Consider the following 13179-nt stretch of genomic DNA (forward strand, 5'->3'; position numbering starts at 1 on the left):
CGAGGCAAACAAAAACCCCTGCCCGGCCCCGCAAGCAACAGGGTCGGGCGGGGGAGGGTGCGGTGCGGCGTTAGCCGTGGGCCTTGGTCAGCGCCTGATCCAGATCGGCGATGATATCGGCCGCATCCTCGATCCCGATAGAGATGCGGACCACGTTCGGCGCGGCCCCGGCGGCGGTCTGCTGTTCCGGCGAAAGCTGGCGGTGCGTGGTCGAGGCCGAGTGGATCACAAGGCTTCGGGTGTCGCCAAGGTTGGCCACATGGCTGAACAATTCCAGACTGTCGACAAAGCGCGTGCAGGCGTCATAGCCGCCCTTCAGGGCAATCGTGAACAGCCCGCCGGCGCCCTTGGGGCAAATCCGCGCGACGCGGTCGTGATAGGGCGACGAGGCCAGCCCGGCATAGGTCACTGCCTCGATCGTCGGATGGCTTTCAAGCCAGCCCGCCACCTTTTCGGCGTTCAGAACATGGCGTTCCATGCGCAGGCTGAGGGTTTCGATGCCCATCAGCGTGTAATGCGCGGCTTGCGGGTTGAGGGTCATACCCAGATCGCGCAGACCGATGGCAATGCTGTGAAAGGTAAAGGCGAGCGGGCCAAAGGTCTCGTGGAACTTGAGGCCGTGATAGGCGGGCTCGGGTTCGCTCAGCGACGGAAACTTATCCGATGCGGACCAGTCGAAATTACCCGAATCCACTACGACGCCGCCGGTGACGGTGCCATTGCCGGTCAGGTATTTGGTCATCGAATGCACGACAAGTGTCGCGCCATGTTCGATCGGGCGGCAGAGGTAAGGCGTGGCGCTTGTGTTATCCACGATAAGCGGCAGACCAGCGGCATCGGCGATCTTCGCCACCGCATCCAGATCGGTGACATAACCGCCTGGATTGGCGATGGATTCGCAGAATACGGCGCGGGTATTGTCATCAATCGCGGCCGCCACGGCATCGAGATCGTCGAAATCAACGAATGTAGCCGACCAGCCAAAGCGCTTGATGGTCTGGCTGAACTGGGTGATCGAGCCGCCGTAAAGCCGGGTCGAGACCACCACGTTAAGGCCCGGCCCCATCAGCGGGAAAAGGGCCATGATCTGGGCCGCGTGCCCGGATGAGCAACAAACAGCGCCGACGCCGCCTTCAAGTGTGGCCACACGTTCCTGAAGTGCGGCGACGGTCGGGTTGGTCAGGCGCGAATAGATATATCCCACCTCTTGCAGATTGAAGAGCGCCGCGGCGTGTTCCGCGTCGCGGAATACATAGGCGGTTGTCTGGTAAATCGGCACCTGCCGCGCGCCGGTGGCGGGGTCAGGCCGTGCGCCGGCGTGAATTTGCAATGTGTCAAAGCCATAAGCCATTTGGTCGATCCTCCTCGGAAATGCTTGCATTCGGGTTTAGGGCATCCGAGTTTGCGCCACAACTGGCGTTGAGACATTCAGAGGAGGCCAAGATGGCATATCCGTTTCACCTTGCGATCAATGTGACCGACCTGGACGCGGCGCGCGGCTTTTATGGCGGGCTTTTGGGGGCTGTTGAGGGAAGATCGACCGCAACCTGGGTGGATTTCGATTTTTTCGGCCATCAGCTTAGCCTGCATCTGGGCGCGCCCTTTGCCACGCAGGCCACCGGCAAGGTTGGCGAACACATGGTGCAGATGCCGCATTTCGGGGTGGTTCTTCCGCTTGAGACATGGCGCGAGGTGGCCGAGCGGCTTGCGCAGGCGGGCACAGAGTTCGTGATCCCGCCCACGGTGCGCTTTGAAGGAGAGCCGGGAGAGCAATGGACGATGTTCTTCTGTGATCCCTCGGGCAACCCTGTGGAATTGAAAGGTTTTGCCGATATGAACGCTGTGTTTGCATCTTGAGAGGCAAGATTTTTCGACGAAAAATCTCAACCCCAGAAAATTCGGCGAATTTTCTGGGGCCTAGCGCATCCAAAATCCGTTGCGTTTGATCGTATTGCGGATCGCCTGTTCGCGGCGTGGCAGGTCGTCCTGATCAAAAAGGGCGCGCACTTTTTGGCCGCGCCCCTGATAGATCATTCGCTTGATCGGATCGTATTCCTTGAGCACCTTCTTGACCCGGTTCGGCGCTGTCACGTTTTCCAGAACCTTTACCACATGATCGGATTCGCGCGCATAGAGCAGCGGCAGAACCCGGTAATGACAGGTGATGTCGCCATCCAAAAGACCGGTCGGGATCGTGTCACGCCCCCCGCCAAGTGAATGGATCACCAGGGGCAGCGCCACCTGATCGAGCCAGGGGTCTAGCGACTGACAGATCAGTTCCGGTGGGGCGTCCTTGGCGATGGCCAGGGCATACTCCAAAAACCGTTGACCAAAGGCATGCGGGCATTTGTAAAAGAAGAACCCGGCGTTGAAATAAAGATAGCGCTGCCAGTATTCATCGGGCTGGCTCAGATCCAGAGAGCTTTCAAAATCAAGCCCGAACTTGTCGTAAAGCGATTTCCAGATGGCGCCATAGCCGGGGCCGTAAAGTTCAAGCTGCGGCCAGGTGCCTTCGCGCCGCATCGAGGCGGTGGGGCGGTCAAAATCAAACGGCACCCGGCTCAGATCACCGGTCACCAGCGTATCAGTGTCGAAAAACACGAAAGGCTCGCCTTTGGGCAGGCTCAGCAGCGCCTCGATCTTGTTGCCATAGGGATAGGCATGGCCAAACTGCTTGCTCTCAAACGGGATGATCTCGGCGCCCAGATCTTCCAGCAACGCGCGGGTCTCCTCACCCTTGATGCCGGGATCATTGGGCCAAAGCGGCCCCGACTGAGGTTCGGCCACGAACAGCCGACCTTGAAAGACGGGGCTCTGGTCGCGCAGGGAGGCCGCGAAAATCAGCGCCTCGAATTGCAACCGCCCGCCCTGACCGACAATCACGATGTTGAAATTGCTCTGTTGTTCCGTGGTCTTTGCCATGCTCGCGCCCCGGTTTATGTCTTACGTCTTTGGGGGCAGTATAGGCACAATCCGACAGGGGCAGAAGAGGGGAAGTGACCTGGGTTCAGGCCCGCACCCCGTCGGCGGGCGTTTTCAAGGCTTTGACCGCCTCATATTGCGACAGAAAGACCCGGCCGGTCAGTTCATCCAGAAAATGCTGTGCCTCAAGGCGATCCATCACCGGGCCTTTGACCTCAGAGAGGTGAAGCTGAACATTCATCTCGCGCAGGCGGTCGTTGATCGTTTCAAGCGATTCAAGCGCGCTGAAGTCGATCTCGTTGATCGCCGAGCATTGCAGGATGACGTGGCGAATATTTGGATCACGCGCGACCCGGTTGTGAATTTTCTCCTCAAGGAAGCGCGCATTCGCGAAATAGAGGCTTTCATCGACCCGAAGGCTTACGATGTGCGGATCGGTCAAAACCTTGTGGCGCAGGATATTGCGGAAATGTTCGGTGCCGGGGATTTGCCCGACTTCGGCCACATGCGGGCGCGATGATCTGTAAAGATGTAACAGGATCGACACCCCAACCCCGGAGGACACGCCCAGTTCGACCCCGAACCCAAGCGTCAGAAGGATGGTCGCGAGAACGGCGGCGAAATCGGCCTTTGAATAGCCCCAGCTGCGTTTGAGGATGCTGAAATCCACAAGGCTGAGCACGGCGACGATGATGGTCGCGGCCAGCGTCGCCTTGGGCAGGAAATAGATCAGCGGCGTCAGAAACAGCGCCGCAATCGCCAGCCCGACCGCCGTATAGGCCCCCGCCGCCGGGGTTTCCGCGCCCGCATCAAAGTTCACGACCGAGCGTGAAAACCCGCCCGTCACCGGAAAGCCGCCAGTGAACGCGGCGCCGATATTGGCGGCGCCAAGGCCGATCAATTCCTGATCGGGGTCGATCCGCTGGCGTTTCTTGGCCGCCAATGTCTGGGCCACCGAGATCGATTCAACAAAACCGATGATCGAGATCAGGAAAGCCGGCAGCAAAAGCTGGCCCAGAAGGCCGGGCGACAGCGACGGCAGGGTCAGCGGCGGCAGGCTCTGCGGCACTTCGCCGACGATTTTCACGCCCTGATCCGCAAGGCCAAATCCCCAGACGGCCAGCGTGCTCAGCACGACAACCGCAACCGGCCCGGCCTTGACCATGATGCCCGTCACGCCCGCACCCGCACCAAGGCGCTGCATCAGCGGCTTGAGACCCTTGCGCACCCAGAACAGGAATACGGTCCCAAGCACCCCGATCACGGCGGTGATCACATTGGTTTCGCCCAGATGTTCGATCAGCGACACCACGATTTCCCAGAGGTTGTGACCCTGCGCATTGATCCCGAGGATATGCTTGAGCTGACTTGCGGCGATGATTATCCCCGAGGCGGTGATGAAGCCGGCAATCACCGGATGCGACAGGAAATTGGCGACGAACCCCAGCCGGAAAAGCCCCATGCCCAAGAGGATCACCCCCGACAGGCCCGCCAGCGTCAGGGCCGCAATGCCATAGCCCATGGTGCCCTGTTCCACGATATTGCTCAGCGCGGCGGCGGTCATCAGCGACACCACCGCCACCGGGCCGACGGCAAGCGCGCGGCTGGTGCCGAAGATCGCATAAAGGATGATCGGCGCGATCGAGGCATAAAGCCCGGCCTCGGGTGGCAATCCCGCCAACAGGGCATAGGCCAGCGATTGCGGGATCAGCATGATCGTCACGATCACAGCCGCAATAAGGTCATTGCCAAGGGCTGTGCGATCATAGGCCCCGCCCCATTTCAGGATGGGCAGATAGCGGATCAGGTAAGGGTGCATATAGGGCTCTGTCTTGTCGGCGCCGCCTTTGCGGGTGGGGCAAGGGCGGCGCGCTTGGGGTTACTTTACAGTGACTTTTTCGGGCTTGGCCATCCATTCGCGACCCTTTAGCATGGCCTTCCAATAAATCGGCGGCAGCATCTTTTCCTTCAGGAACCATGCCGCGCGCGAGGGCTTGGTGCCGTCGATAAGCGCCTTGGGAAAGCTCGGAAGCAATGTGCCGCCATAGCCGAATTCCGCCAGAACGATTTTGCCGCGCTCGACCGTGAGCGGGCACGAGCCATAGCCGTTATACTGGGCCACGGGCGAGCCGCCGCGCATGTCGGCCACGATGTTCTCGGCCACGATAGGCGCCTGAATGCGCGCGGCGGCGGCGGTCTTGGCGTTGGGGGCGTTCATCACATCGCCCAGTGACCAGATGTTGTCATAGGTTTTGTGGCGCAGCGTTGCCTGATCCACATCGACCCACCCCGCCGCATCCGCCAGCGGCGAAACGCGGATGAAATCGGGCGCGGTCTGGGGCGGGCAGACATGCATCATGTCAAACTCCATCTCGACGCGCTCGACCGGGGTGTCGGGCTTGGCGACATCGAACCAGGCCTTTTTGGCCGGGCCGTCAACCGCGACCAGATTGTGAAAGAAATTCAGCGTTGCGTCGTATTTTTTGACGTACTCCATCAACGCCGGAACGTAATCCTTGGCCCCGAAGAGCACGCCGCCGGCATTGTTGAACTGAATGTCGATATCCTTGAGAACGCCGCGCCGGAACCAGGCATCGCCCGACAGATACATCGCCTTTTGCGGCGCGCCGGCGCATTTGATCGGCATCGGCGGCTGGGTAAAGATCGCGCGGCCCTCTTTCATGCCCTGCACCAGCTCCCAGGTATAGCGCGCGAGGTCATAGCGGTAATTCGAGGTCACGCCGTTCTGGCCCAAAGTATCGACAAGACCGTCGATCTTGTGCCAGTCAAGCTTGATCCCCGGACAGACGATCAGGCGCTTGTATTTCACCACCCGACAGCCATCGAGGATGACCGCGTTGTTGTCCGGCTCAAAGGCGGCGACGGCGGATTTGATCCAATGCACGCCGCTCGGAATAAGCGAACCCATGGTGCGCGAAGTGTCTGAGGGTTCGAAAATGCCGCCGCCGACCATGGTCCAGCCGGGTTGGTAATAATGGATATCGGCGGGGTCGATGATTGCGATCTCAAGTCCCGGTTTGCGCGCCTTCAGGCTTGCGGCGGCGGCGATGCCACCGGCGCCGGCCCCGACGATCACCACCTCAAAGCTGGCATCGCCGGTATCGGTTGGCGTCTTGCCGCCATTGGCGATCCGGCGCACCACACCGGCCATGTCATAGCCCGCCGCCTTTGTCGCGGCGAGGATATCAGACAGCTCAACCGTCTTGGCCTGCGACAGCGACCAGAGCGTCGCCGAGCGCGTTCCGGTGCGGCAAAAGGCCAGCGTCGGCCCCGGCAAAGCGCTCAGCGCCGCGCCAAATCCTTCGGCATCCTCGTCGCCAACCTTGCCCGACTCGATCGGCAGGTAAGCCGCCTCAAGCCCAACCTTTTTGGCGGCCTTTGCAAGCTCGTCAAAGGTTGGCTGATCGGCGCCCTCGCCATCTGGGCGGTTGCAGATCACCGAGCGAAAGCCCGCCTCTTTGATCGCGGCCATGTCGGCGGCGGTGATTTGTGCAGCGACCGAAAGGCCCGGCGTGATTTTCTTGATTTCCAAAAGACTTCCCCCGGAGTTCAGAGCTTGTTGACCGGCACCTTGAGCATCGGATTGCCGTCTGCATCGGTCGGCACCTCGCCGGCGCGCATGTTGACCTGCAACGACGGGATGATCAGCCGCGGCATCGCCAGCGTCGCGTCGCGCTCGGTGCGGAACTTGATGAAATCTTCGCGGGTCTTGTCGCCGCCGACGTGGATGTTGTGGGCCTTTTCCTCGGCCACGGTGGTTTCCCACTGAATGTCGCGGCCGTTGGGGCCGTAATCGTGGCACATGAACAGGCGCATCTCGTCGGGCAGGGCAAGCACCTTCTGGATGCTGTCGTAAAGCTGTGCCGCGTCGCCGCCGGGAAAATCCGCCCGCGCCGAGCCGCCATCGGGCATGAACAGCGTGTCGCCGGTGAATGTCGCATTGCCCATCACATGCACCATGCAGGCGGGCGTGTGGCCGGGGGTATACATGGCAAAGCCCTGCATATTGCCGACCTGGTAGGTGTCGCCATCCTTGAACAAGGCGTCGAACTGCGAGCCGTCACGCTGAAACTCGGTGCCCTCGTTAAAGACTTTGCCAAAGGTGTCCTGCACGATCATGATCTTTTCGCCGACACCGATCTTGCCGCCCAGCTTGGCCTGAATATAGGGCGCCGCCGAAAGGTGGTCGGCATGCACATGGGTCTCGATGATCCAGTCAAGGGTCAGGCCACGGCTCTGAATTTCCGCGATCAGGGCGTCGGCGTGATCATAGGTGATCCGGCCGGCGGCATAGTCGATGTCCATGACGCTATCGACAATCGCGCAATGGTTGCTCGACGGGTCCTTGACGATATAGCTGATCGTGTTGGTGTCCTCATCGAAATGGGCGGATACCTCGGGGGTAACGGTCATATCTACGGGATAGCTCATTGCGGTCTCCTTGGCGTAAAGATCAGGCGCGGGGCGGGCCATTCAGTGCAAAAGGTGACAGGGCAGGGCGCCCGGCCACCGATTCCATTTTGTTGACGTTTTGGCCCCAGGCCCTTTCAAAGTTGTATTTGAAGTAGTGGTTTGTTTCGGCGCCGTCTGTGACATTGTCACCGTCAGGCAGGGTGGCTCAGGAATTATGCCCGGCAAGCGCTTCAAGCTCTGCGCGGTTCACAAGACTTATCGCGCCGCGCGATTGCTCGATCCAGCCGCGGCGCTGAAATTCCTGAAGCTGACGCGAGATCACCTCGCGCGCTGTGCCAAGCTCGACCGACAGCTTTTGATGGGTGGTGGCGATCACCTCTTTGCCGCCCGACAGTTCGATAAGCTTGTCGGCCAGGCGCACGTCGAGGCGCTGAAAGGCAACCTCGTCGATCATCAGGAACAGGTCGGTGATGCGTTTGGAAAAGGCGGCAAAGACGAAATCGCGGAACGATTTGGATGTCGCCACAAGCTCGTCAAACACCGCGCGCGGGATCGCGGCGGCCTTGACCGGGGTCTCTGCAATGCCCTCGGCGGTGTAATCCTCATAGGCCAGAAGACAGGCGGTGGTCAGCACACAGCTTTGCCCGGCGTGGATGCGATACAGCACGATTTCATGCCCGGTCTCGGATGTCTGTTGCACCCGCACCGTGCCATCGAGCAGGAAAAGCATATTCTCGGGCGATTTGCCGGGGCCAAAGATCGTCGTGTCCTTGGGCACGGTCACGATTGCGCTGCGCGACAGCAAAAGCTGTTTGGTCTCGGGGTCAAGACGGGCAAGGCCGGGAAAGCGATCAACCCAGTGTTCGGCAAGGGCGGTCATGACAGGGCCTCCGGGTCTCTGGGCATTTCAAATGGCGCGATCCGGTCAAGCAATTGGCCGCGATTGGCCGAAATATCGGCGATGGTCAGGTCATCGAGCACCGCCATGAAGGCGCGGGTCGCCTCCTGCATCTTGCGTGAGAGGGTGCAGATCCCGATCAGCGGACAGGTGTTTTTCTCGGGGTTGAAGCATTCGACTACGTCAAGCGGCCCCTCGGTCAGACGCACCACATCGCCGACGACGATCTTGTCAGGCGCACGGCCAAGGCGAAACCCGCCGCGCCGCCCGCGCACGGTTTCAAGAAAGCCCGCCTTGCCGAGTTCATGCACGATCTTGACGATATGGGGCCGCGACAGCCCGTGGATATGCGCCACGTCATCCACCCGCACAAGATCAGGCGCCTTGAGCGCCGCAAGCTGCAACGAGCGCAGCGCGTAATTGGTATAGCTGGTCAGTTTCATGCTGCGTCCCGATGTCTCAATCAAAGTTATATTCAAAGTATTGCTTTTGTAAATGGGGTGAGTGTATTCAGCAATCAAACATCTATTTTGAATAGATGATATGTCTACGTGCTGTCGCGCCGTAACAGCGGCCCCGGCTTTTCTGACGCCATCGCGTCCAAGGAGAAGGTCCTGTCATGCTGGAAAGTCTGACCGCCGAGACACTGGCCCGCATGCAATTTGCATTCACCGTGTCGTTTCACATCATCTTTCCGGCCTTTTCCATCGGGCTTGCCAGCTATCTGGCGGTGCTGAACGGTCTCTGGCTTGTCAACCGCGACAAGACCTATCTTGTGCTGTTCACCTATTGGAAAAAGATCTTTGCGGTGGCCTTTGGCATGGGCGTCGTGTCGGGCATCGTGATGTCCTATCAGTTCGGCACCAACTGGTCGGTCTTCGCCGACAAGACCGGCCCGATCCTTGGCCCCCTCATGGCCTATGAGGTTCTGTCGGCCTTCTTTCTGGAGGCGGGATTTCTGGGCGTCATGCTGTTCGGGCGCGAACGGGTGGGCGATGGCTTGCACATGTTCGCCACCGCGATGGTTGCCTTTGGCACGCTGATGTCGGCGACCTGGATTTTGTCGGTCAATTCCTGGATGAAGACGCCCGTGGGCTATAGCATCAACGAGATCGGCCAGTTCGTGCCCGAGGATTGGTGGAAGATCGTCTTAAACCCGTCCTTTCCCTATCGCCTCGTGCATATGGTGCTTGCCGCCTATCTCACCACGGCGCTTGTGGTGGGCGGCGTTGGTGGCCTGCATTTGCTGCGCGACAGGGCCGATGCGGCGGCGCGGCGGATGTTTTCGATGGCGATGTGGATGCTGATCGTGGTGGCCCCTCTGCAAATCGTCGCGGGCGATTTTCACGGGCTCAACACGCTTGAACATCAACCCGCCAAGGTCATGGCGATGGAAGGCCATTACGACAGCCACCCCGACGGCGCGCCGCTGATCCTTTTCGGCATTCCTAACCCGGACGAAAAGCGGATTGATTACGCGGTGCAGATTCCCAAGGTCTCAAGCCTGATCCTCAAGCATGACCTGAATGCGCCGCTGGCCGGTCTTGATACGATTGCCGACGAAGACGAGGCGCCGGTGATGATCGTGTTCTTCAGCTTTCGCGTCATGATCGCGCTGGGTTTTGCCATGCTTGGCCTTGGGGTCTGGGCGCTCTGGCGGCGGATGCGCGGCACGCTTTATCACGACCGGTGGCTTCACCGTGCGGCGATTGCCATGGGGCCGATGGGCTTTGTCGCGGTGCTGGCCGGGTGGATCACCACCGAGGTCGGCCGTCAGCCCTTTACCGTCTATGGCCTGTTGCGCACCGCCGATAGCCTTGCGCCGGTGGCGGCGCCTGCGGTTGCGGCCTCGTTGCTGGCCTTTGTCGTGGTCTATTTCTTTATCTTCGGGGCAGGCACCTTCTACCTGTTGCGGATGATGAATATGGCCCCGGCGACCAAATACCTTGGCCTAAAGGATGCGCCGACGCGCACCGCGCGCAGCCGCAAGACCAACCCCGATGCCATGCCCGGCGAATAAGGAGCACTCCGATGTTTGAACTTTCCTTTATCTGGGCCGGAATCATCGCCTTTGCGGTGCTGACCTATGTGATCCTTGACGGCTTTGACCTTGGGGTCGGTATCCTGTTTCCCTTCGCGAAGGGCGAGCGTGACAAGGCGACGATGATGAATTCCATCGCGCCGATCTGGGACGGCAATGAAACCTGGCTTGTGCTGGGCGGCGGCGGGTTGTTCGCGGTGTTTCCGCTGGCTTATGCGGTGGTGATGCCGGCGCTTTACATGCCGATCACCCTGATGCTGCTTGCGCTGATCTTTCGCGGCGTCGCCTTTGAATACCGCTGGCGCACTAAGCTGTGGAAGCCGGTCTGGGACGCGGCATTTTTGGCGGCTCGCTTGTCGCGGCCTTCATGCAGGGCATCGCTCTTGGCGCGCTTGTGCAGGGCATCGAGGTTGCCGAGCGCGCCTATGCGGGCGGCTGGTGGGACTGGCTCAGCCTGTTTTCCGTGCTCACCGGGGTTGCGGTGGTGATCGGCTATGGCCTGCTTGGCGCGACCTGGCTTATCCTCAAGACCGAAGGCGCGCTGCAACGCCAGATGCAGCGCTATGCTTGGTGGTGCGCCGCCGGAACGCTTGGCTTTATCGGCGTCGTCAGCCTTTTGACCCCGTTTCAGGACCCGGTCTATTTCAGCCGCTGGTTCAACCTTCCGGGCAGCATCTTGAGCGTGCTGATGCCCGGCGCAGTGATCGCGGCCTCATGGGCGCTGTTTTCGGGGCTGAACGCGGGCAAGGATGGCCAGCCCTTCTTTGCTGCGCTTACGCTTTTTGTGCTGTGTTTCATCGGCATCGGGATAAGCTTTTATCCGCATATCGTGCCCCCCGGCCTGACCATCGCCGAGGCGGCCGCGCCCGATGCGAGCCTCAAGTTCGCGCTTGTCGGCACGGTGGTTCTCGTGCCGCTGGTCCTTGGCTATACCGCCTATGCCTATTGGGTGTTTCGCGGCAAGGTCGACCCCGAGGAGGGCTATCATTGAAGGGGCGCGAGCGCTCAAAACGCCCGCTTTGGTTTGCGGGCCTTTGGCTCGCAAGCGTAGCCGCGCTGGGCGTGATCGCGATGCTGATCAAACTGGCGCTACCCTACTGAGCGGGTAAATTTGTTTCCATTTTGTTCTTGTTTCGTGGTATTTCCACCGTGTCACATCCAAAAGAGGGGCACATGATGGAGCAGCAAGGCAAATTCGAGCGGTTCAAGGCGCTTCATGACGCGCAAGGGGCCTTTGTCATGCCCAATCCTTGGGATGCAGGCTCGGCGCGGCTCTTGGCCAGCCTCGGTTTCGAGGCGCTTGCCACGGCAAGCGCGGGCTATGCCTTTTCGGTAGGTAAACGTGATTCCTTTGCCGGGCTGAGCCGGGACGAGATCCTTGAAAATGCCGCCCGGATCGCGGGCGCAACGACGCTTCCGGTTTCCGGGGATCTCGAGGACGGGTTCGGGTCCGATCCCGCAACCTGCGCCGAAACGGTCATGATGGCCTGCGACGCGGGTCTTGTCGGCGGCTCTATCGAGGATGCGACCGGTGACCCAGATGCGCCGATTTACGATATATCTCAGGCGGTTGAGCGTATTCGTGCAGCCAGCGAGGCGGCACAGACCCGCCCCTTTCTGCTGACGGCGCGGGCCGAGAACTATCTCTGGGGGCGACCCGATCTTGGCGACACGATCAAACGGCTTCAGGCGTTTTCCGAGGCCGGGGCAGATGTGCTCTATGCACCCGGATTGCCCGATATCGAGGCGATCACAACCCTCTGTCGCGAGGTCGACAAGCCGGTGAATGTGGTCATGGGGCTAACGGGGCAATCCTATAGCGTCGAGCAACTGTCGCAGGCCGGTGTGCGCCGCATAAGCGTCGGCGGCTCTTTTGCCCGCGCCGCCCTTGGCGCCGTGATGCGCGCCGCGCAAGAGGTCATGACTTCCGGCACGTTTCAGTATGCGGCGGATGCCATCCCCGACGCCGAGATCAGCCGGTTGATGTCGCAGGATCGGCAAAAGACCCGAGCGTAACAGCCTGAGCAAGCTCCCTATGCCCGCCGATCATGGTTTCATCCGACCCTTTTGCCGACTGACTATTCGGCCTGGATCGACTCGATGTAATAGACCAGCGACAGGATGCGCCCCCGGACGATATCGCTTTCGGCTTTCTGCATCGGTGTCGGGTCGGCGATGCCCTTGCGGCGCACCTCATCAGTGAAATAGCGCCCCCAAAGCGGCATCTCAGAGCTGCCGTGCCCGGCGATCTTATGCGTCCCCGCGATTGAATTATAGACGCGCTCACGCGGAAATACTCCGTCATTGGCCTTGCTCAGGCCGACCAGGTTCTTGGGGGGCAGGGCAAAAAGTCCGGCCACAACCCCGTCGCCCCGCCCATCCATCCCATGGCACGCCGCACAGCGTTGCTGGAATTCATCCTTGCCGATCGCATCCTGCGCAAGCGCCCCCGCACCGGTTGTCAAAACAACCCCGAGAGCGGCAATTGCGATTTTCTTGAAGCTTGGCATCTGTGCATCCTCCTTGTTATTGGCGCGCTCAGTATGGGCGCACTTGCGGAGGCTGGCTTGATATTGCTCAATTTTGCCGGTCTGGCAGGGCGCACGCCTTTGCGCCTTGGGCCGGAAAACCCCAGGAAACAGCCGGATGCCACGGCGCATTTGCCGATCATTTCCTGTGCTGCTGGTCCGGTGGAAAGTGGTGGGCGACCCTGGAATCGAACCAGGCGTGCGTCTCCGCGAGGGAGTTACAGTCCCCTGCCACACCTTGCGGCCTGTCGCCCACTTGTCCGGCGAAAAACGCGCCTGACGTGGGGGGCTGATTACAAGCGCCGCACTGGCCCGTCAACCGGAAAATGCCTTGCAAGCGGGCGCGGGGCGTCGCA

The 13179-nt window shown here is 60.5% G+C and carries 12 protein-coding genes, 1 tRNA gene and 1 pseudogene; 5 read left to right on the forward strand and 9 right to left on the reverse strand.

Annotated elements, in window-relative coordinates; genetic code table 11:
- Window positions 1-70 precede the first annotated feature (70 nt).
- Window positions 71-1351 carry an O-acetylhomoserine aminocarboxypropyltransferase/cysteine synthase family protein gene (locus tag ROG8370_RS07265; RefSeq protein ID WP_085826418.1) on the reverse strand — a complete coding sequence of 427 codons (1281 nt, stop codon included), beginning with the start codon at window positions 1349-1351 and terminating at the stop codon, window positions 71-73.
- Between the two features lie 92 nt (window positions 1352-1443).
- On the opposite strand from ROG8370_RS07265, the gene ROG8370_RS07270 reads away from it, so the two are divergent.
- Window positions 1444-1857: a VOC family protein gene (locus tag ROG8370_RS07270; RefSeq protein WP_085826457.1), complete on the forward strand. Its 414-nt coding sequence runs from the start codon at window positions 1444-1446 to the stop codon at window positions 1855-1857.
- A gap of 60 nt (window positions 1858-1917) precedes the next feature.
- Here ROG8370_RS07270 and ROG8370_RS07275 read toward each other — a convergent pair whose 3' ends face one another.
- The 6 genes from ROG8370_RS07275 to ROG8370_RS07300 all read right to left on the reverse strand — a co-directional run bounded on the left by ROG8370_RS07275 (window position 1918) and on the right by ROG8370_RS07300 (window position 8697).
- On the reverse strand, window positions 1918-2922 hold the full coding sequence (locus tag ROG8370_RS07275) for a GT-B fold glycosyltransferase domain-containing protein (RefSeq protein ID WP_085826419.1): 1005 nt from the start codon (window positions 2920-2922) through the stop codon (window positions 1918-1920).
- An 85-nt stretch (window positions 2923-3007) separates the two neighbouring features.
- Entirely contained in the window at window positions 3008-4741 is a 1734-nt protein-coding gene (locus ROG8370_RS07280; protein ID WP_085826420.1) for a SulP family inorganic anion transporter, read from the reverse strand.
- Window positions 4742-4801: 60 nt separating this feature from the next.
- Complete coding sequence (locus ROG8370_RS07285) at window positions 4802-6475, reverse strand: bifunctional protein tyrosine phosphatase family protein/NAD(P)/FAD-dependent oxidoreductase (RefSeq protein ID WP_085826421.1); 1674 nt, start codon at window positions 6473-6475, stop codon at window positions 4802-4804.
- Window positions 6476-6492: 17 nt separating this feature from the next.
- A complete protein-coding gene (locus ROG8370_RS07290; RefSeq protein ID WP_085826458.1) occupies window positions 6493-7374 on the reverse strand; it encodes an MBL fold metallo-hydrolase in 882 nt (293 codons plus the stop codon).
- A gap of 187 nt (window positions 7375-7561) precedes the next feature.
- Window positions 7562-8236 (reverse strand): Crp/Fnr family transcriptional regulator, encoded by a 675-nt coding sequence (locus ROG8370_RS07295; RefSeq protein WP_085826422.1) that lies wholly within the window; start codon window positions 8234-8236, stop codon window positions 7562-7564.
- Complete coding sequence (locus ROG8370_RS07300) at window positions 8233-8697, reverse strand: RrF2 family transcriptional regulator (RefSeq protein ID WP_085826423.1); 465 nt, start codon at window positions 8695-8697, stop codon at window positions 8233-8235. The genes ROG8370_RS07295 and ROG8370_RS07300 overlap by 4 nt, the downstream gene beginning before the upstream one ends.
- A gap of 176 nt (window positions 8698-8873) precedes the next feature.
- Here ROG8370_RS07300 and ROG8370_RS07305 point away from each other — a divergent pair, with 176 nt between their 5' ends.
- The 4 genes and pseudogenes from ROG8370_RS07305 to ROG8370_RS07320 all read left to right on the forward strand — a co-directional run bounded on the left by ROG8370_RS07305 (window position 8874) and on the right by ROG8370_RS07320 (window position 12311).
- Window positions 8874-10274, forward strand: coding sequence for a cytochrome ubiquinol oxidase subunit I (locus ROG8370_RS07305; RefSeq protein WP_085826424.1), 1401 nt, complete (start codon window positions 8874-8876; stop codon window positions 10272-10274).
- 11 nt (window positions 10275-10285) lie between these two features.
- Window positions 10286-11286: pseudogene (cydB, locus tag ROG8370_RS07310) on the forward strand (cytochrome d ubiquinol oxidase subunit II).
- Window positions 11283-11396 carry a DUF2474 family protein gene (locus ROG8370_RS07315; protein WP_139838065.1) on the forward strand — a complete coding sequence of 38 codons (114 nt, stop codon included), beginning with the start codon at window positions 11283-11285 and terminating at the stop codon, window positions 11394-11396. Before cydB ends, ROG8370_RS07315 begins: the two are co-directional and overlap by 4 nt.
- Before the next feature lie 72 nt (window positions 11397-11468).
- A complete protein-coding gene (locus tag ROG8370_RS07320) occupies window positions 11469-12311 on the forward strand; it encodes an isocitrate lyase/PEP mutase family protein (protein WP_085826426.1) in 843 nt (280 codons plus the stop codon).
- A gap of 62 nt (window positions 12312-12373) precedes the next feature.
- Here ROG8370_RS07320 and ROG8370_RS07325 read toward each other — a convergent pair whose 3' ends face one another.
- Window positions 12374-12805, reverse strand: a complete 432-nt coding sequence (locus tag ROG8370_RS07325) for a c-type cytochrome (protein WP_170925195.1) — start codon at window positions 12803-12805, stop codon at window positions 12374-12376.
- Between the two features lie 188 nt (window positions 12806-12993).
- Window positions 12994-13077 (reverse strand) — tRNA-Tyr (locus tag ROG8370_RS20520).
- Window positions 13078-13179: the final 102 nt, after the last annotated feature.

Origin of the sequence: Roseovarius gaetbuli, assembly GCF_900172365.1 — a bacterium.
GTDB classification, from domain to species: domain Bacteria; phylum Pseudomonadota; class Alphaproteobacteria; order Rhodobacterales; family Rhodobacteraceae; genus Roseovarius; species Roseovarius gaetbuli.

What these genes read in the sequence shown, in the direction of transcription:
- ROG8370_RS07300 (WP_085826423.1), bottom strand. Translation starts at nt 8,697, where the DNA reads ATGAAACTGACCAGCTATACCAATTACGCGCTGCGCTCGTTGCAGCTT.
- ROG8370_RS07320 (WP_085826426.1), top strand. Translation starts at nt 11,469, where the DNA reads ATGATGGAGCAGCAAGGCAAATTCGAGCGGTTCAAGGCGCTTCATGAC.
- ROG8370_RS07275 (WP_085826419.1), bottom strand. Translation starts at nt 2,922, where the DNA reads ATGGCAAAGACCACGGAACAACAGAGCAATTTCAACATCGTGATTGTC.
- ROG8370_RS07325 (WP_170925195.1), bottom strand. Translation starts at nt 12,805, where the DNA reads ATGCCAAGCTTCAAGAAAATCGCAATTGCCGCTCTCGGGGTTGTTTTG.
- ROG8370_RS07270 (WP_085826457.1), top strand. Translation starts at nt 1,444, where the DNA reads ATGGCATATCCGTTTCACCTTGCGATCAATGTGACCGACCTGGACGCG.
- ROG8370_RS07295 (WP_085826422.1), bottom strand. Translation starts at nt 8,236, where the DNA reads ATGACCGCCCTTGCCGAACACTGGGTTGATCGCTTTCCCGGCCTTGCC.
- ROG8370_RS07265 (WP_085826418.1), bottom strand. Translation starts at nt 1,351, where the DNA reads ATGGCTTATGGCTTTGACACATTGCAAATTCACGCCGGCGCACGGCCT.
- ROG8370_RS07305 (WP_085826424.1), top strand. Translation starts at nt 8,874, where the DNA reads ATGCTGGAAAGTCTGACCGCCGAGACACTGGCCCGCATGCAATTTGCA.
- ROG8370_RS07290 (WP_085826458.1), bottom strand. Translation starts at nt 7,374, where the DNA reads ATGAGCTATCCCGTAGATATGACCGTTACCCCCGAGGTATCCGCCCAT.
- ROG8370_RS07280 (WP_085826420.1), bottom strand. Translation starts at nt 4,741, where the DNA reads ATGCACCCTTACCTGATCCGCTATCTGCCCATCCTGAAATGGGGCGGG.